Here is a 19,261-nt window from a genome sequence, read left to right as displayed (position 1 = left end):
GCACGATAGCGTCGCCCTGCGGGTCACGCTATGCTAATCACCGGATTTCTTAAAGCAGCAAGCCAATGAATAAAATCGTTTTTGTAGAAGATGATGCAGAAGTCGGCAACCTGATCGCCGCCTATCTGGGTAAACACGATATCGACGTGCTGGTTGAACCGCGTGGCGATACCGCGCAGGCGCGTATTGAAAAAGAAAAACCCGATCTGGTTCTGCTCGACATCATGCTGCCGGGTAAAGATGGCATGACATTATGCCGCGATTTACGCCCGATCTTCCCCGGCCCGATTGTGTTGCTCACATCACTCGACAGCGACATGAACCACATTTTGTCGCTTGAAATGGGCGCCAGTGATTACATCCTGAAAACAACGCCACCAGCGGTACTTCTGGCCCGTTTGCGGCTGCATTTACGTCAGAGTCCGGCGCAGAATAGCCAAAATGAACAACCGGTTCAGACGCTCAAAAGCGGCAATGCCCTGCATTTCGGTCAGTTGTGCATCGACCCGGTTAACCGCGAAGTGACACTGGTGGATGAAACGATCGTTCTTTCTACCTCAGACTTTGATTTGTTGTGGGAACTGGCAACACACGCCGGGCGCATTATGGATCGCGAAGCGTTGCTGAAAAACCTTCGCGGGGTCAGCTATGACGGGCTGGATCGCAGCATTGATGTCGCGATCTCCCGCCTGCGTCGCAAACTGTATGACAACACCCTTGAGCCATTTCGCATCAAAACCGTGCGCAATAAAGGCTATCTGTTTGCTCCCAACGCCTGGGAGACGTTACAGGAATGAAAAAGCTTTTCATCCAGTTCTTTCTGTTACTGCTGGTCTGTTTTCTGGTGATGGCGATGCTGGTCGGACTGGTTTACAAAGTCACCGCTGAACGTACCGGCCGTCAGTCCATGAACGATTTGATGAAAAGTTCGCTCTACCTGATGCGCAGTGAACTGCGGGAAATTCCGATTAAAGACTGGAACAAAACCATCAATACGCTGGATCTGAATCTGTCTTTCAAACTGCATATCGAGCCGCTCGGAAAACGCAAACTCAGCCCTGTGCTGGATCAACGTCTTAAAGACGGCGAAATTATTGCGCTTGATGACGAATACACTTTCATTCAGCGTGTGCCGCGCAGCCATTACGTGCTGGTGGTCGGCCCTATTCCGTACCTGTTTTATATGCATGAAATGCGGCTGCTGGATCTGGGGTTGCTGATCTTCATCGGTTTATCGCTGGCCTTGCCGGTATTCCTGTGGATGCGCCCGCACTGGCAGGATTTGCTGCGGCTGGAAAACTCCGCGCTGCGCCTCGGTAACGGCCATCTCGACGAACGTATTGATTTTGATTCGACCTCCAGCCTTAACCGGCTGGGCGTGGCCTTTAACCAGATGGCAGACAACATCAGTACGCTGGTCGCCAGTAAAAAACTCCTGATCGACGGTATCGCCCATGAGCTGCGTACGCCGCTGGTACGTCTGCGTTACCGGCTGGCGATCAGTGAAAACCTGCCGGAATCCGAACAAAATGCCATCAACCGCGATATCGGGCAGCTTGAAGCGCTGATCGACGAATTGCTGACTTATGCACGTCTGGACCGTCCGCAGGTGGCGCTTAACCTGGAAAAAGTCAATCTGGCCGAATGGCTGGAAGACAAAGTCGATGATTTCCGGCTGATCACCGAGCGCACCATTCTCTATGACGCGCCGCAAAATGCCGATTTCGGCGGCGTGGATTTACGTCTGATGGAGCGTGTGCTGGACAATCTGGTCAATAACGGTCTGCGCTATTCACAACAGACATTGCGCGTCAGCCTGTGGTTAGACAGTGAACTCGCCTGCCTGCAGGTTGAAGACGACGGGCCGGGCATCCCGCCGGAAGAACGTACCCGCATCTTTGAGCCCTTTGTTCGCCTGGACCCGAGCCGTGATCGCGCCACCGGCGGCTGCGGGCTGGGGCTGGCAATCGTCCATTCCATCGCCGTCGCTTATCAGGGGCGTATCGCCGTTGACGGCAGCCCGCTCGGCGGTGCCAGTCTGCGTTTCAGCTGGCCGGTAAAACCCACATTCAATCTGGCTGCAGAACAGCCTAATCACGAAAATCAGGAAGGGAGCCACAATGACCATCGCCTATAAAAAATTACACGACACCTTCGCCCGTTTGTCCCGCTTCGGCCATTTATCGGCTATTGCAGGCTGGGATGCCGCGGCCATGATGCCACCGGAAGGCGGACAAGCCCGCTCGGAAGCGCTGGCTGAACTGAGCGTGCTGACGCATCAGATCCTCACGGCGAAACAGGTCGGTGAATGGCTGGAACAGGCCAGCGGCGAACAACTTAATGACGTTGAGCAGGCCAATCTGCGCGAAATGCGCCGTCACTATCAGCAGGCGGCTTTGCTGCCGGAAAGCCTGGTACAGGCAAAATCACTGGCCGGCGCACGTTGCGAGCAGGCGTGGCGTATCCAGCGTAAATCGAACGACTGGGAAGGCTTCTCGGATAACCTGAAAGAAGTGGTTAAGCTGAGCCGTCAGGAAGCACAGTTGCGCGCCGAGGCTGCGGGCATCAGCCGTTACGACGCCCTGCTCGATTTATACGAACCGGGCATGACCTCACAGAAGCTGGATGTGCTGTTTGGCGATCTGAAAACCTGGCTGCCGGACCTGTTACAAACCGTGGTTGAAAAGCAAAAATCCGAAACCCGTATTGCGCCACAGGGGCCGTTTGACATCGAAAAACAGCGGCAGCTTGGTCTGAAAGTGATGGGTAAACTGGGTTTTAATTTCGATGCCGGTCGTCTGGATGTCAGCGCGCACCCGTTCTGTGGCGGGGTTCCGCAGGATGTACGTATCACCACACGTTACAATGAAAATGAATTCCTCAGCGCCATGATGGGAGTTATCCACGAAACCGGTCATGCACGTTACGAGCAAAACCTGCCAAAAGAATGGCTGGGCCAGCCGGTTTCCAACGCCCGTTCGATGGGTGTTCACGAATCACAAAGCCTGCTGTTTGAAATGCAACTGGGTTGCAGCGAGCCGTTCCTGAAATCTGTGTATCCGCTGGTTATCGAGCAATTCGGTCACCGTGAAGGGCTGGATGAAAGCAACTTTATGAAGCTGAACCAGCACGTCCAGCCGGGCCTTATCCGTGTTGACGCCGATGAACTGAGCTATCCGGCACACGTCATTCTGCGCTATGAAATCGAAAAAGCGCTGATGGAAGGTGAAATAGAAGTTGATGATATTCCGGCCTTGTGGAACAGAAAGATGCAGGAATATCTTGGCATCGACACTGTCGGCAACTACCGCGACGGCTGCATGCAGGATATCCACTGGACCGATGGTGGCTTCGGTTATTTCCCGACATATACCCTCGGCGCGATGTACGCCGCGCAGTTGTTCCAGACGGCTAACAAAGCCATTCCGACGTTGCAGGATGACATTGTCCGCGGTGACCTGACCGCCCTGTTCCAGTGGCTGCAACAGAATATCTGGCAGCACGGCAGCCGGTTCACGACAGATCAGCTGATGAAAAATGCGACAGGCGAAACGCTGAATCCGGCGTTCTTCCGGGCGCATCTTGAAGGGCGATACTTGTAGGCGGAAGGCGTGAGTTGGCGATTTTTTTAAAGCGAAAACAATAATTTGAAGTTTGCTTTAAAAGGGAAGTTGCCATTAATACCCCCTCCCCGCCTCCCCCTTCGCAGGGGGAGGCGCAAACACGTGGTCCGCTCCCTCCCCTGCGAAGGGGAGGGCTGGGGTGGGGTTTTAAAGCAAAATCAATAAGTTGAAGTTTGCATTAAAAGGGAAGCAACCATTAATACCTCCTCGCCGTTCGCAAGAGGAAGCGCAAACACGCGATCCACTGCCCCGTAGCAACTCCATCGCTATACCCTCCAATTTCACCGTAATTCCCTGATTTTATTACGCCCCCTCCTTTGTACATTCCGTTACACGCCGAAACCAATCACTCACGGACAACCAGATCCAACACGCCTAGTATTCTTCATACCGGCCCCGCAGTGGGGTGGACACTTAAACAAAAATTCTGAGGAATTAAAGATGAAAAAAGTATTAGCTCTGGTTGTAGCCGCTGCAATGGGTCTGTCTTCTGTCGCTTTCGCTGCTGAAACTACTGCAACTCCGGCGCCAGCTGCTGCTGCAACTACCGCTGCTCCAGCACCTGCTGCCAAGCATGTGACTAAGCACAAAACTCACAAGAAAGTAGCTCAGAAAGCGCAGGCTGCTAAAAAACACGTGAAACACGCTAAGAAAGCGGCTCCAGTAGCTCAGAAAGCGCAGGCTGCTAAAAAACACGTGAAACATGCTAAGAAAGCTGCACCAGTAGCTCAGAAAGCCCAGGCTGCTAAAAAACACGTGAAACACGCTAAAAAAGCGGCTCCAGCTGCAAAAGCAACTCCAGCAGCATAAGTAGTCAGTAAAAGTCTTTGTGAGCGTATCTACTCACCATTATCAAGACTGATGATTTAACACCCGGTTCGCCGGGTGTTTTTTTCTCCGGTTTTCTATCTTGAGGTACTGATGGAAGATGCTGCGCCGCTACCTGTTCGAAATCACCCTGTGTTCCCTGATCCTTTGCGGTCTGATCACCCTGTTCTTCTACTTCTGAGATACCCCGCGATGACGCCCGTCATCGGCTCAAAAGGCTGAGTTACCAGACAAATATATCCACCACGAAACATAACCGTCTATAATCGTTCCATAATTACGGCTTCCCGGGTTCTCCCTGTTTTCAAGGTCAGAATGTTATGCGCATCGCGTTACCGCTGTTTTTGTGCTTTTTCTGTTTTACCGCCAGTGCCCTTGTACATGCAGACTCTCCTGATGATGCAGATTCCGACACACCTTCCATCAGCATGAAAGAAAAAACGGCCCTTTTCTTTGGTCACGATCAGCGCACACCGGTGGCTGCGGCGGCGCACTGGCCATGGCAGGCCATCGGGCAGATTGAAACCGAGAGCGGCAATTTATGCACCGCGACGCTCATTTCTAAACATCTTGTCCTCACGGCGGGCCATTGTGTGCTGGCGCCTCCGGGCAAAATAGACAAAGTCGTGGCGCTGAGATTCATTTCTCATGATCAGAAATGGCGATATCAGATCACCGCATTACAAACGCTGGTGGATCCGAAATTGGGCAAGAAACTGAAAGCGGATGGCGACGGCTGGATTGTTCCGCCTAAAGCGGCACCGTTTGATTTCGCACTGGTTCGCCTGACAGATGAAAAGCTGGCATTGCCGATCAAACCCCTGCCATTGTGGGAAGGCTCCCGTGACAACCTGACCGCTCTGCTGAAACAGGAAGGCAGGAAAGTGACCCAGGCCGGATACCCGGAAGATCATCTGGATGATTTGTATGTACATCAGGATTGTCTGATCACCGGATGGGCGCAACCGGGTGTGTTATCGCATCGCTGCGATACTTTGCCGGGCGACAGCGGCTCACCGTTGCTGCTGAAAAATGCCGATGGCTGGTCGCTGGTCGCAATTCAAAGTTCCGCGCCAGCGGCACAAGACCGTTATCTGGCCGATAACCGTGCGCTGGCCGTTCCGGCCATCCGCGATGCCCTGAATACGCTGTCCTCAGGTGTGATCAGTGCGAGCACGCCGGTAACGACGCCCGCTCAGTAACCGTAAGCATCACCATTTCAGAGCATAAAAAAACCGCCTTCGTGTATCAGGCGGTTTTTTAGTTTTGAGAACCGGTTAAACCAGTTGCTCCATGGTCTGCAAAATCCGTTTATCCGAAATCGGATACGGCGTGCCCAGTTGCTGAGCGAAATAGCTGACGCGCAGTTCTTCAATCATCCAGCGTATTTCTTTCACCTCATCACTTTGCTGACGCACCGGCGGCAGTTTGTTCAACCACTGCTGCCATTGCTGCCGGATGTTTTCCACTTTCAGCATCTGCGCACGGTCGCGATGCGGATCCATCGCCAGTTTGTCCATCCGGCGTTCAATGGCCTGCAAATAGCGCAGCGTATCCGGCAGACGTTTCCAGCCATTTTGCGTCACGAAACCCCGATAAATCAGGCCGGACATCTGGGTTTTGATATCTGAAAGCGCCAGCGCCATGTTGATATCAATCCGTCCTTTCAGCCGTTTATTGATGCTGAAAACGGTCGTCAGAATTTGCTCCACCTGAATCGCAATCTGCACCACCGTATCATTCAGGTTGGCGCGCACATGCTCATGCAGTTTCGCGAAATCCTCTTCACGCCACACCAGCCCGCCGGACTCCGCAATCAGTTTGTCGATGCCGCAGGAAATGCAGTCGTCAATCAGATCCAGCACTTTGCCATAGGGGTTAAAATACAGCCCCAGTTTGGCTTTGTTCGGCAACTTCTCATGCAGGTATTTGACCGGTGAAGGAATGTTCAGCAGCAGCAGACGTCGCATTCCGCTGAGCATTGCCTGTTGCTGTTCCAGTTCACTGTCAAACAGGCGGATCGCTACGCTGTCTTTCTCATCCACAATCGCCGGATAAGCTTTTACTTCATAGCCGCCGCGCTTTTGTTCGTAGCGTTCCGGTAAGGTACCAAAGCTCCAGACATGCAGATCGCGTTGTTCGATACCGTCATCAGCCACCGCAGAAAGCGTTTGCTGAACCTGCTCTTTCAGGCCAGATTTCAGCGCGGCCAGGTCTTTGCCCTCGCGCAGCGTTTTGTTTTTATCATCGACAATGCGGAACGTCATTTTGAGATGATCGGGCACCTGATCCCACTGCCAGTCTTCGCGTGACACCGTCACGCCACTCATCTTACGCAGTTCCTTTTCCATCGCATCCAGCAACGGCATCTCGAACGGTTTGATGCGCCCGAGCAAGGCATCCGCGTAATTTGGCGCAGGCACAAAATTGCGGCGAACGGGTTTTGGCAGCGATTTAATCAGCGCCATGATCAGATCACGACGAATGCCCGGGATCTGCCAGTCAAAACCTTCTTCACTCACCTGATTGAGCAGCGGTAAAGGAATATGTACCGTTACGCCGTCAGCATCGGTACCCGGCTCAAACTGATAGGTCACGCGCAGTTTGAGATTGCCCTGATGCCAGAAATTCGGGTAATCGTGAGCGCTGATATTGCCCGCGCCCTCTTTGATCAGCATGCTTTTTTCAAAGTTCAGGCTGTCCTGCGGCTGCGTTTTCCACCAGGTATCAAAATGACGCGCCGACACCACTTCCTGCCCGATGCGTTGTTCATAGAACAGGAACAGGGTTTCGTCATCAACCAGAATATCGCGGCGACGGGATTTGTGTTCCAGCTCTTCCACTTCGGTGCGCAGACGCAGGTTAGCGCGGAAGAACGCATGACGGGTCTGCCAGTCGCCTTCCACCAGCGCATGCCGGATAAACAGTTCCCGTGACACGACCGGATCAATCGTGCCGTAATTCACCCTGCGTGCCGCCACAATCGGCAGGCCGTACAGCGTGACTTTTTCCGTCGCCATCACCGCGCCCTGGGCTTTTTCCCAGTGCGGCTCGCTGTAACTGCTTTTCGCCAGATGCTGAGCCAGCGGCTCGATCCATTCCGGTTCGATACGCGCGGCAATACGCCCCCACAGGCGGCTGGTTTCCACCAGTTCGGCGACCATCACCCATTTCGGCGGTTTTTTGAATAATCCGGAGCCAGGGAACACCGCAAAACGGGCATTGCGTGCACCGGTATATTCCTGCTTATCGGCATCTTTCTGGCCGATATGCGACAGCAAACCGGTCAGCAATGCGCAATGAACTTCGCGGTATTCAGCAGGCAGGCTGTTCACCGGCAGCCCCAGTTCTTTCACTACCTGACGCAACTGGGTGTAAATGTCCTGCCACTCGCGCACGCGCAAATAGTTGAGGAAATCGCTGCGGCACAATTTGCGGAACTGTGCAGAAGACAGCGCTTTCTGCTGCACCTGCAGGTGATCCCACAGGTTTACGAATGCCAGGAAATCAGAGTCTTTGTCGGCAAAGCGACGATGTTTTTCATCGGACGCCTGCTGTTTGTCCATCGGACGCTCACGCGGATCCTGAATCGACAGCGCGGCGGTAATGATCATCACTTCGCGTACACAGCCGTTTTTCTGTGCTTCCAGCACCATGCGCGCCAGACGCGGATCCACCGGCAACTGCGCCAACTGACGACCAAGCGGTGTCAGCGTATAGCGGCCATCGACGGCGTTATTAATGGCGTTCAGCTCTTCCAGCAGACGGACGCCATCCTGAACATTGCGTTTGTCCGGCGCCTCAACAAACGGGAATGCGGCGATATCGCCCAGCCCCAGCGAGGTCATTTGTAAAATGACGGAAGCCAGATTGGTGCGCAGAATTTCAGGGTCGGTAAATTCCGGGCGCGAGAGGAAATCCTGCTCCGAATACAGGCGGATACAGATACCTTCGGAAACACGTCCGCAGCGGCCTTTACGCTGGTTAGCCGACGCCTGCGAAACCGGTTCGATCGGCAGGCGCTGCACTTTGGTGCGGAAACTGTAGCGGCTGATACGCGCGGTGCCGGGATCAATGACATATTTGATACCCGGCACGGTCAGCGAGGTTTCGGCGACGTTGGTCGCCAGCACGATACGGCGACCGGAGTGCGACTGGAATACGCGGTTCTGCTCGCTGTTCGACAGCCGCGCATACAGCGGCAAAATCTCGGTGTGAGGCAAATCCAGACGGTTCAGCGCATCGGCGGTATCACGAATTTCACGCTCACCGCTCATGAAGATCAAAATGTCGCCCATGCTTTCGCGACCGAGTTCATCGACCGCATCGAAAATCGCCTGCAGCTGGTCACGATCCACATCATCTGCGTCATCCACAATCGGGCGATAACGCACGTCAACCGGATACGTCCGGCCGGAAACTTCAATGACCGGTGCATGATTAAAATGACGCGAGAACCGCTGCGGATCGATAGTCGCCGAGGTAATAATGACTTTCAGGTCGGGGCGTTTTGGCAGCAACTGACGCAGGTAACCGAGGATAAAGTCGATATTCAGGCTGCGTTCATGCGCTTCATCGATGATCAGCGTGTCGTACTGCATCAGCATGCGATCCTGCTGGATCTCCGCCAGCAGGATACCGTCGGTCATGAGCTTAACGAGGGTGTTTTCACTGACCTGATCGTTAAAGCGAACTTTATAACCGACCGTGTTACCGAGCGTGGTATCCAGCTCATCGGCAATACGGTTGGCCACAGTACGCGCCGCCAGACGTCGCGGCTGAGTATGACCAATCACGCCTTTAATCCCGCGACCGAGTTCCATACAGATTTTCGGGATTTGCGTGGTTTTACCGGAGCCGGTCTCACCTGCGACAATCACTACCTGGTGATCGCGGATAGCGTTATAGATGTCTTCTTTCTTCTGGCTGACCGGCAAGTTTTCCGGATAGCTGATTTTTGGCCGTGAGGCTTCACGGGCACTGACTTTTTTCAGGCTCTCGTTGATGGCGGTCTGGATTTCAGCACTTAACGCGTCGAGTGCTTCAGGTTTATCAATCTTTCTGGCACCCTGCAAACGGCGTTGCAGGCGTTGCCGGTCACGTAGCATCAGCCCGTCTAACTGCGCTGATAATGCCGCGAGCGGTGATTTCACGTTCACAATTCCTTGTTGCATGTCAGCCGGAGAGCAAAACGTCTGCGCCAGCTGAATCTGAATGGGTGATGAGGAAGGTTTAAGCCTTGCCTGCTTGTGTCTATGTTAACACAAGGTATTGAACATGCTGAAAACGGGTGATTACGCCACAGGATTTAAGTTGTTCAAAAAAATCGATGATAGGTCTCTAAATATTGCGCTATCACTGAATAAGCTTTGTGAATAAAGTAAGTTCCATTCGGGGGACGTTCTGGTTATAAAAAACCATTCCCTATGTATCACACAGTTAAGGAACTCACTAATGAGCAAAGTACTCGTTCTGAAATCAAGCATTCTGGCTAACTTCTCTCAGTCAAATCAACTGGCCGATTACCTGATTGCACAGTATCAGTCTGCAAACAGCGGTTCTGCCGTGACAGTTCGTGACCTGGCGGCTAACCCAGTCCCTGTATTAGATGGCGAACTGGTTGGCGCACTGCGTCCTTCCGATGCTCCGCTGACGCCACGTCAGGAAGAAGCACTGGCGCTGTCTAACACCCTGATTGACGAACTGCAGGCGCATGACGTGATTGTTATCGCTGCACCCATGTACAACTTCAACATCCCGACTCAGCTGAAAACGTATTTCGACCTGGTTGCCCGTGCTGGCGTGACGTTCAAATACACCGAGAAAGGCCCTGAAGGCCTGGTGAAAGGTAAACGCGTTATCGTTCTGACCAGCCGTGGTGGTATTCATAAAGACACCCCAAGCGACCTGGTTGCCCCATACCTGTCTCTGTTCCTGGGCTTCCTGGGGATGAGCGACGTAGAATTCGTTTACGCGGAAGGTATTGCGTACGGTCCTGAAGTGGCGACCAAAGCTCAGACTGATGCGAAAGCAGCAATCGATGCCGCCATCAAAGAACTGGCTGCTGCATAATTATCGTTATCACAATCTGAGCACCCATTCACTTAAGAATCTGTCCGTTCCGCTCAGATGATGTTGTGATAAAGCTATTGCGCGCTGAAAGGCGCGCTTTTTTTTGCCTGCGATCCTCTGCTTACTTCTGCAACCATTTACCGTTGATGCCCCGCACATATTCGCCCTTTCCGGCGCGGGCGACCAGTTTTTGCCCGGCCAGTCTGGCGACATCGTCGGTACTGACGTTATTGTCCCGCGCCACCTGTGCGTATTGCTGCTGGCGGGCATCATTGATTTTTGACACCAGCGCGACGCTCTCCGCATCCTGTTTCAGCGGTGCCAGATAGCCGGACAGCGTTTCACCCACGCGCCCCTGCTGTTTGGCTTCATTGAGCGTTAACGCGAACGCCTGACTGCAAAACAGTAAACCACCCGTCAGTAACATCAGGCTGATTCTCCTGATGCTGTTTTTATTGAAAAATATCGCGGACATAGTGGCCCCTAGAATAAATCGCTTTGATTCTTCAACAGATTTTCCACGTCTTTATCCACTTTGATATGGATCTCGTGTTCGATTTTCACGTTCATGTTGATGGTGATCGGCTCTTTCGGCGCGGCCAGTTCGATACGCGGCACGCAACCGCTGAGCATCATTACGCAAAGCGCCACGCCCGGGCCGACAACTCGCAATTTCATTGTTCCTTCCTCACTGTTGGATCCTTTTTCTGTCCCGCCGCAGACGGATTTTTTGACAGCGCATCAGCAGGCAAAGACATCTGCTGTTGCAGCCATTCCTGAAGATTGTCGCCAAAACGCAAACTGCGCCAAAGCTGATAGATATTTTCCTCATGGGAATAATTGAGGACGATTTCACGTTTTTCTTTATCGCCACCGTGCGTCGTGTCGGTGTAATTCACACCGTCAACTTTAGCCTTCATGGTCAGCACACCAAGATTATCCAGACTGACCTGCGCATCGGAACGGCTGATTTCCAGATAGCGCAGCAGGCCAATGACCATATTGTTGGCGAAATTGCCGCTGGCCATTGCATCGGCAAATTGCGGGTCGAGGCGCAGCGTCAGGCTGCCATCGTTTCTGATCCAACCGTTATGAATGATCCACTGCGGATTTTCCACATACAGCGGCAGCTCACCATAAATCACACCGGACATCGCCAGTTGCTTGGGTTTCAGCGCCGTAAACAGTTCGCTGAGATTGATTTTTTCCAGCTTCAGCACGGCCGCATCATGCTGCGGCATACGCAGCGCCGACAAGCTGAGATGACCACGCAATATATCGACGCCCAGATTGCTCAGGGTCAGTGGCGTTTGTTCACTCCACGGATAATGTCCCTGTAAATCGGCCGTCACGTTCTGCATTTTGACCAGATTGTTCACTTCGCCGATACGCAGCGTCACCGGCTTTTTCACGCCGAGCTGCCAGACCTGATCCTGAAGGCGATACGGCAGGCTGAAATCCAACCCGCTCAGGTCGCCGTCTTGCATCCAGAAGCCCCCGTTTTTCACCACCCAGTGCCCCCCCGCGACAAATCCCTGCCCGCGCGCGGCCGAAAATGCCGACTGCGCGTAGAAGGTGCCTTCACGTAATTTGATGTTCAGATCCGGCGTGAGAAGCGGCTGGAACGCGGTCAGTTGCTGTTTCGGCCACCAGCCTTCCCCGCGCAGACGTTCGCCATCCCAGCGCCCGTTGAGCCGGATCGGGCCGATCGGTTTGGCATCCAGCATCCCGCGCATAATGAAACTGTCCGGGCTGCCACCGCTGAGCTGTAACGTCAGCGTGGCGGGCGGCAGATAGCCGCCGTTCGCCAGCGAAATCTTCTTCGCCACCAGTCTGATGTCCCCTTTAAACGCCGTTGGCTCATCAGGATACTGCGGTTTGAAGCGGGCGGATGGCGGACGTTTCCAGATCAAAGGGTGTTCGAGCGTAAGGCGCGGCGCATCGACATCTGCCAGCCCGTAATGCAGGCGGTCAAAGCCCGTCGAGAGCGAATTAATGCTGATCAGATTGTCGTGCCACTGGCCTTTGCCAGACATGTCCCAGCGGCCGTTCAGTGGCGGCAAATGCCCGTTGCCCCAGTAATTGAAATTCCACAGTCCAATGTCCGGCCAGAACGCCAGCGATTTCCCGCTGAGATGCAAATCAAACGCGCCCCAGAAACTGTGACGTGCTTTGAGGATCGCTTGCAACGGCCCGCTCACGCCCTCTGCGGAGACTTTGACCCCCGCCAGTGGCCAGCGCGCATCGCTGATGGTCAGTTCCGGCGTCGGCTTACCCCACGCCCGTAACAGCGAACCGCTGCGCAATGAAAGCGTCGGGTTAAGCACCGAGCCGCTGAGCTGACCGGGCAATGACGCACTCAGAGACGTGGTCTGTAAATTTGCCTGACCGGTCAGGCGGAAACCTAAATCGCTGTCGAGTAAACCAATGCGTCCCGGCCCGAGCGTCAGCACCACGTTGGCCTTGCCGTTGTGGCCCTGCGTCAGCACATTCAGCCTTGCGGTAATGTGGGTCTGATCAAACGCCGGTGACCAGTCGCTGAACGTCAGATTTACGCCCCCTGCCAGGGGTTGTGCGGCATAAGGCCAGCGCCATTGTCCCTGCGTGATCTGTAATTCGTTATTGTTGAGTTTCCATGGCAGCATCGCCAGAGGCTGATCACTGCCCTTTTCGGTCAGCGTCAGAATACCGTCGGTTGCCTGCCAGCTCAGCGTAATATCCAGCGGCTGAGGCACCTGCGCCGTTTGCATTTCGGCGTGCAGTTCGCCGGATTCAGGCAGATGATCGAGATTCGCTGGCAGCAGCAGTTTACCGCTGAGCGTCACCGGCTGCCTACTGCCCGGCGGCGTCAGACTGAATGAACGGATGGCAAGCTGACGGTTACCGTCAAGCACAGCGTCAAGTTTCAGGGCATCGCCATTCACAGAAAGATGTTGTACGCCGTCCAGATTACTGAGCTGCACACTGGCGGCGTAATGCTGCCACGGCGTTACAGAAAGCTGGCCGATACTGACGTCACCGGCAGGCAGGAGTTGCTGTATCTCTGCGAGGGAAAGCGTTGACTGACTTTCGCTTTTGGGCAGTTTTGCCAGACAGGCGGTATCGATCGTCAGCGCATCAAGCTTCAGCGCCCATTGGCCGGTGTTATGACTGAGGCGGGCATTTCGTGCCGTCGCGAGCGTGCAGTCCCCGGCCTGATAGCGCACGCCCGGCAGTTGCAGGACGCCGTGCGACCAGTGCGGAGAACCACTCAGCACCAGTTGGGTTCCGCCCGGCAACCAGTGGCTGGCAACAACGGGCAACCAGCGCGGCACGGTTTTCCATAACACCCACAACAGCAGTACAATAATCACCACTATACTCAGGAGTATCTGCGCGCTTTTCTTCAGTCCGTTCCTCATGACTTGCCTTGTCTTATGCTTCACTAAATGATCTAAACGCCCGCAAGATATCATAATTAGCGTAACAACTGATGACAGGAATGCCAGAGCACCTGAATCAAATAGCACAGGATAAATTGTCTGCCTTCCTGCGCTCTGCTAGTTTGATGGCATATTGCGAATTGTTTCTGAAACTGTTTATTCCTTATAAAACATGCGGAAGCCGTTTCGTCAGAGATTCAAACTCACTGCGGAGAAACACCATGAAAGTGGCTGTCTACAGTACTAAAAATTACGACCGGAAATATCTGGAACTGGTCAACGCGCATTATGGCTATGAACTGGAATTTTTCGACTTTCTGCTGACCCCGCAAACAGCGAAAACGGCGGTAGGTGCCGATGCAGTCTGCCTTTTCGTGAATGACGATGGCGGCCGCGAAGTGCTGCAGGAACTGGCCTCTCTGGGCATTAAAACGCTGGCACTGCGTTGTGCAGGCTTTAACAATGTCGATTTAGATGCCGCAAAAGAACTGGGAATTTCGGTGGTGCGCGTACCGGCTTATTCGCCGGAAGCGGTGGCTGAGCATGCAGTGGGAATGATGATGTGTCTTAACCGCCACATCCATCGCGCTTATCAACGCACGCGTGAAGCCAACTTCTCGCTGGAAGGTCTGATCGGTTTTAACATGTATCAGCGCACCGCCGGTATTATCGGTACGGGTAAAATTGGCGTGGCGACGATGCGGATCCTGAAAGGTTTCGGCATGCGCATTCTGGCGTTTGATCCGTATCCCAGCCCGCTGGCCCTCGAACTCGGCGCGGAGTATGTCGACCTGGATACGCTGTATGCCGAATCCGATGTCATTTCGCTGCACTGCCCGCTGACACCGGAAAATCATCATCTGCTTAATGCAGAAGCCTTCTCCAAAATGAAAGACGGTGTGATGATCGTCAACACCAGTCGTGGCGGATTACTGGATGCCACTGCCGCTATCGATGCCCTGAAAAAGCAAAAAATCGGCGCACTGGGCATGGACGTTTACGAGAATGAACGCGATTTATTCTTCGAAGACAATTCTAACGAAGTGATCCTTGATGACGTCTTCCGTCGTCTGTCGTCCTGCCACAATGTGCTGTTCACCGGCCATCAGGCCTTCCTGACCAGCGACGCACTGACCAGCATTTCAGAAACGACGCTGTTGAATATTGATCAGCTGTCGAAAGGTGTGGTCTGCCCGAACCTGCTTTAATCACGTAATCAGCATCATCATTATAAGGCTCACTCCGGTGAGCCTTTTTACTTTCTGCATCTGCGCTGCAACACACTCAGCGGCTCAACACGCGGCTGATTTCCGGGCCGTAGCCGGTGAGGGTCAGGACATCATCAGCCAGCGTGACCGAGGAAAATGGCAGGCTGCTTTCGCCGTCGACCATACCTTTCAGCGTAATAAAATCAGTATTGTCTACACGGTCATAACCGCCACGGTGATCGTGACCGGCGAAATAGGCGCGAACGTTGTAACGGCACAACAATTCCACCAGCGTTTCACAATTCCACAGGTTGTGGCTGTTAACCGGTGTCAGCGGATAATGGCCGAAAACCAGTACCACCTCGCGCTGCTCACGCGCCTCAAGCAGGTTTTTCTCAATCCATTCAAGCTGTTTCGGCCCGACCGCACCGTTCCAGGGCTGCGCCTGCGACTGCTGACATTCTGTCAGTTCTTCCAGCATATATTCTGCTAACTGGCGGTCATCGGCATTGGCGTGGTTGCAATACAAACTGACGTCGTTACCGTCGATGACCAGAAAACGATAGCCCGGCAAACTGAACGAATAATAACTTTTCGGTAAACCGATGGCCGGTTTCTGCGCCCCGAGATGCTCGGAAATCACCTGCGCGTCGTGGTTGCCGATCACCGCCGCATGCGGGTGGCGCAGCGCCTCATAACGGGCAAGAACGGCCTGAAAACTGCTCCAGTCGCGGTCCACCAGATCACCCAGCGTGACCACAAAATCGAGTTTGAGATCATTAAGCTCATTGATGGCGGTGGCCAGTTTATTCAGGCTGTTGCGGTAATAACGGATTTTTTGGGGTTCGGCATCCGCATACTGCGGGTCGGCAATCAGCCCGAAACGCAGCCGTGTGCCAGTGACCAGCGCATCGTGAACGTCCGGCAACTGATAAAATGCACTCACGTTGCCCAGCGCCAGCGCCTGCCGTTCGGATAACAAAGGGGATAAAGTGGTGACGGCCATAACATTCTCCTGTCGGGATCTTAACGGATCCCTGCCCGCATAAAGGATTGAACAAACTGACGCTGAAATATCAGAAATAACACCAGCAGTGGCAACACGGTCATCAGGGTGGCGGCACTGATCAGCGCCCATTGCACGCCCTGCTCCGGCGCGGAAAACAACTGTAGTCCGACCGTCACCGGCCGCACTTTGACGGAATCGGTGATCACTAACGGCCAGAGAAAATCGTTCCAGTGGAAGCTGATGGAAACCAGTGCAAAAGCGACATAAATCGGTTTCGCCAGCGGGATATAGATTTTGCGCAGGATATAAAACCGGCTGGCGCCTTCCACAATGGCGGCTTCTTCCAGCACCAGCGGAATACTTTTAAACGTCTGGCGCAGCAGGAAAATGGCAAACGCCGAGGCAAAATACGGCAGCGCGATGCCCGCCAGCGTGTCACGCAACCCGAGCGCGCCAATGGTTTTGTAGTTGTTCAGGATCAGCACATCGGGGCTTATCATCAGTTGCAGCAAAATCAGTGCGAAGATAAAGCCTGCCCCTTTCAGTTTAAACCGCACCAGCGCGTAAGCCGCCAGGGTCGCCAGAATCAGCTGGCACACCACAATCATCATCACCAGCAAAGTAGTGTTCATGAAGTAGCGCGCGAAAGGTGCCGCCTGCCAGGCGTTGATGAAATTCTGAAAAGTCAGCGGCGCAAACAGCGAAAAACTGCCCTGCACTGACGCCGGATGAATCGCCACCCAGACCGCGACCAGCACCGGTAAAAACCACAGTAACGCCGCCAGCCAGATGGCGAGATTCAGGATCAGGCGGCTGAAAGAAAACGGTTTCACTGATAATGCGCCCTTTTATCCAGCAGGTTGAATTTAATCAGCGCGATGACGGCGAGGATCACCAGTAACACGACGGTCATTGCCGACGCAGCCGGTAAATCCCAGTAACTGAACGCCGTGCGGTAGATGTAAAACAGCAGCAAACTGGTGCTGTTGTTCGGCCCGCCGTTGGTCATCGCAATCACCTGATCGACAATCCTGAATGCATTCATCGAGGCGTTGATCAGCACGAATAATGTGGTTGGCATCAGCAGCGGCCACTGTACCCGGCGGAAGAAATAGCGCCGTGATGCCCCTTCGATTTCTGCCGCTTCGGCCAGCCGCGGGTCGATTTGCTGTAATGCGGCAAGGTAGAAAATCATGAAGAACCCGGCCTCGCGCCAGACTGAAACTGCCATCAGGCTGTAGAGTGCCGTGCCCGGTTCACCCAGCCAGTTGACCGCAGGTAGCGAAAAGAGCGCCAGCATTTTGTTGAGCAAACCGAGTTGCGGCGTATAGAAAAATAGCCACAGATTGGCAATCGCCACCATCGGCAGCAGCGAAGGAATAAAGAAAGCGGCGCGGGTCAGCGCATTGCCGCGCAGACGACGGTTGACCGCCAGCGCCATCAGCAGCGCAAGGGCAACCGACAGCGGGATGGTGATAAGGGCGTAGAGCAGATTGTTGCGTAACGACAACATAAACACGTCGTCGTCCAGCAGCGCACGGTAGTTATCCAGCCCGACAAACTGCGGCGGATGCCCGCTGCGGGCAGCGCTGAACAGACTTTCCCACACCGTTGCCAGCGCCGGATAGTGGGTAAACAGCAGCAGAAAACCCAGCGCGGGCAGCAGCAACAGATAGCCGTAAAGTTGTAATGACAACCCGCGTGTGCGGGTGGCCGGAAGAACCGCGTGAAATGTGCTCATGCTGTTCCTTTCGCGCTTACTGATACGGTTTCAGCAGGCGGTCAGCCTGTTTCTGCGCCGAACTCAGCGCGTCTGCCGGCGTTTTTGCCTGTGTGACCGCAGCTTCAATCGCGTGGTTCATCAGTTCCTGAATTTGCACGCTGTTATAGGTCGAGAGTTCCGGCTGCGAATATTTCAGTTGTTCGCGGGCCACCAGCGCCTGCGGCACCTGTTTCACATAATCCTGCATGACCGGGGTTTCCCACGCAGCAGGCGATGTCGCGACATAACCGGTGGCGATACTCCAGCGCGCCGCCTGTTCAGGGGCAGAAACCCAGCGGATAAATTCCAGTGCCGCTTTCTGTTGTTCCGGCGTGGTGTTTTTGAAGACGTAAAGATTACCGCCGCCGGTCGGGCTGCCACGCTGCGTTTTCTCCGGCAGCATCGCCACACCAAACGGGAATTTCGCGTTCTCACGCACGGTCGTCAGGTTGCCGGTCGTCGTGACCATCATCGCCGTTTTGCCGTCGATAAAGTCCTGCGGAGTGGTGCCCCAGGCGATGGTGCCCTTCGGTGACACCGCTTCTTTCTGCGACAGATCGGTCAGCCATTGCAGGGCTTCCACATTGGCGGGTGTGTCAAATGTCACTGCCGTGCCTTTGCCATTATCCAGATGGCTGCCGTTGGTGGCCGCAATCCCCTGGAAATTCCAGTAACCGTTCGGCGTGGACGGGATTTCAATGCCCCACTGCTTCACTTCTGAACCGTCACGCACCACCAGTTTTTTGCCGAAATCGACCACCTGCTGCCAGCTGGCAGGCGGCGTGTCGCCATTCAGACCCGCCTTCTCAAACGCCTGTTTGTTCCAGTACAACACCACCGTCGAACGCTGAAACGGAATGCTCCAGACTTTGCCCTGAATGTGGCGGATAAAGGCCGGATAGAAGCCGTCGATCCATTTTTTACCGTCTGCGTCATTCGCCAGATCGCTGACCGGCAAAATCGCGCCCGCGTCGATCAGGGAATACGCTTCAATATCGCCGATCACCGCAATTTGCGGGGCATTGCCGCCACGAAACGCCGTCAGCGCTTTGGTCACTGTGGTGGCGTAATCACCGGTATAAACGGGCTGAATGCTGATATCAGGATGTGTTTTCTGGAAATCTTCCACCAGCGTATCCACCGTATGACTGATTTTCCCGCCGACAGCAATCGGGTAATACATTTGTAATTTCACCGGATCTGCCGCAAAAGCAGAGGTGCAGGAGATGAGCAGAACGGCGGTAGCGAGACGTGAAAAACGGTGAACAGATGACATAGTTTTCCCTTCGGCAATAGGCGTTGTATGAGTCAATAAAAGTGAATAACGGCAAAAAATG

The 19,261-nt window shown here is 54.1% G+C and carries 15 protein-coding genes; 7 read left to right on the top strand and 8 right to left on the bottom strand.

The genetic code is table 11. From position 1 onward, the window contains the following. Window positions 1–65 precede the first annotated feature (65 nt). The 5 genes from rstA (at window position 66) to DXU84_RS08275 (ending at window position 5,653) form a co-directional block, all read left to right on the top strand. Window positions 66–797: a two-component system response regulator RstA gene (gene rstA / locus DXU84_RS08295; protein ID WP_013575410.1), complete on the top strand. Its 732-nt coding sequence runs from the start codon at window positions 66–68 to the stop codon at window positions 795–797. Beyond that, entirely contained in the window at window positions 794–2,137 is a 1,344-nt protein-coding gene (gene rstB / locus DXU84_RS08290) for a two-component system sensor histidine kinase RstB (protein WP_013575409.1), read from the top strand. Before rstA ends, rstB begins: the two co-directional genes overlap by 4 nt. After that, window positions 2,121–3,602, top strand: a complete 1,482-nt coding sequence (locus DXU84_RS08285) for a carboxypeptidase M32 (RefSeq protein WP_112198572.1) — start codon at window positions 2,121–2,123, stop codon at window positions 3,600–3,602. The genes rstB and DXU84_RS08285 overlap by 17 nt, the downstream gene beginning before the upstream one ends. 462 nt (window positions 3,603–4,064) lie before the next feature. Then, window positions 4,065–4,433, top strand: a complete 369-nt coding sequence (gene asr, locus DXU84_RS08280) for an acid resistance repetitive basic protein Asr (RefSeq protein ID WP_015697278.1) — start codon at window positions 4,065–4,067, stop codon at window positions 4,431–4,433. 338 nt (window positions 4,434–4,771) lie between these two features. Further along, a complete protein-coding gene (locus DXU84_RS08275) occupies window positions 4,772–5,653 on the top strand; it encodes a serine protease (RefSeq protein ID WP_013575406.1) in 882 nt (293 codons plus the stop codon). 75 nt (window positions 5,654–5,728) lie between these two features. On the opposite strand, the gene hrpA is transcribed toward DXU84_RS08275, so the two are convergent. Further along, window positions 5,729–9,604: an ATP-dependent RNA helicase HrpA gene (hrpA, locus tag DXU84_RS08270; RefSeq protein ID WP_121019371.1), complete on the bottom strand. Its 3,876-nt coding sequence runs from the start codon at window positions 9,602–9,604 to the stop codon at window positions 5,729–5,731. Window positions 9,605–9,905: 301 nt separating this feature from the next. Here hrpA and DXU84_RS08265 point away from each other — a divergent pair, with 301 nt between their 5' ends. Continuing rightward, entirely contained in the window at window positions 9,906–10,523 is a 618-nt protein-coding gene (locus DXU84_RS08265) for an FMN-dependent NADH-azoreductase (RefSeq protein ID WP_013575404.1), read from the top strand. A gap of 121 nt (window positions 10,524–10,644) precedes the next feature. On the opposite strand, the gene DXU84_RS08260 is transcribed toward DXU84_RS08265, so the two are convergent. The 3 genes from DXU84_RS08260 to DXU84_RS08250 are packed head-to-tail and all read right to left on the bottom strand — an operon-like array spanning window position 10,645 to window position 13,924. Then, on the bottom strand, window positions 10,645–10,950 hold the full coding sequence (locus tag DXU84_RS08260; protein WP_153375393.1) for a YdbL family protein: 306 nt from the start codon (window positions 10,948–10,950) through the stop codon (window positions 10,645–10,647). A gap of 56 nt (window positions 10,951–11,006) precedes the next feature. After that, window positions 11,007–11,201 carry a YnbE family lipoprotein gene (locus tag DXU84_RS08255; RefSeq protein WP_013575402.1) on the bottom strand — a complete coding sequence of 65 codons (195 nt, stop codon included), beginning with the start codon at window positions 11,199–11,201 and terminating at the stop codon, window positions 11,007–11,009. Continuing rightward, window positions 11,198–13,924 carry a YdbH family protein gene (locus tag DXU84_RS08250; protein WP_153375391.1) on the bottom strand — a complete coding sequence of 909 codons (2,727 nt, stop codon included), beginning with the start codon at window positions 13,922–13,924 and terminating at the stop codon, window positions 11,198–11,200. The genes DXU84_RS08255 and DXU84_RS08250 overlap by 4 nt, the downstream gene beginning before the upstream one ends. Window positions 13,925–14,166: 242 nt before the next feature. On the opposite strand from DXU84_RS08250, the gene DXU84_RS08245 reads away from it, so the two are divergent. Next, window positions 14,167–15,153, top strand: coding sequence for a 2-hydroxyacid dehydrogenase (locus tag DXU84_RS08245; protein ID WP_013575400.1), 987 nt, complete (start codon window positions 14,167–14,169; stop codon window positions 15,151–15,153). 76 nt (window positions 15,154–15,229) lie between these two features. Here DXU84_RS08245 and DXU84_RS08240 read toward each other — a convergent pair whose 3' ends face one another. From DXU84_RS08240 to DXU84_RS08225, 4 genes are read right to left on the bottom strand one after another with little or no spacing between them, the layout of a single operon-like run. Beyond that, a complete protein-coding gene (locus DXU84_RS08240; RefSeq protein WP_153375389.1) occupies window positions 15,230–16,159 on the bottom strand; it encodes a metallophosphoesterase in 930 nt (309 codons plus the stop codon). Window positions 16,160–16,179: 20 nt separating this feature from the next. Beyond that, a complete protein-coding gene (locus tag DXU84_RS08235; RefSeq protein ID WP_013575398.1) occupies window positions 16,180–16,995 on the bottom strand; it encodes a carbohydrate ABC transporter permease in 816 nt (271 codons plus the stop codon). After that, complete coding sequence (locus DXU84_RS08230) at window positions 16,992–17,903, bottom strand: carbohydrate ABC transporter permease (protein WP_037033939.1); 912 nt, start codon at window positions 17,901–17,903, stop codon at window positions 16,992–16,994. The genes DXU84_RS08235 and DXU84_RS08230 overlap by 4 nt, the downstream gene beginning before the upstream one ends. A 16-nt stretch (window positions 17,904–17,919) precedes the next feature. Then, window positions 17,920–19,200 (bottom strand): ABC transporter substrate-binding protein, encoded by a 1,281-nt coding sequence (locus tag DXU84_RS08225; protein ID WP_112152478.1) that lies wholly within the window; start codon window positions 19,198–19,200, stop codon window positions 17,920–17,922. Between the last annotated feature and the right edge of the window lie 61 nt (window positions 19,201–19,261).

It is taken from the genome of Rahnella sp. RcJ3 (assembly GCF_009498575.1).
Taxonomy (GTDB): Bacteria; Pseudomonadota; Gammaproteobacteria; order Enterobacterales; family Enterobacteriaceae; genus Rahnella; species Rahnella aceris.
This window is presented reverse-complemented; position numbering and strand designations above follow the sequence as displayed.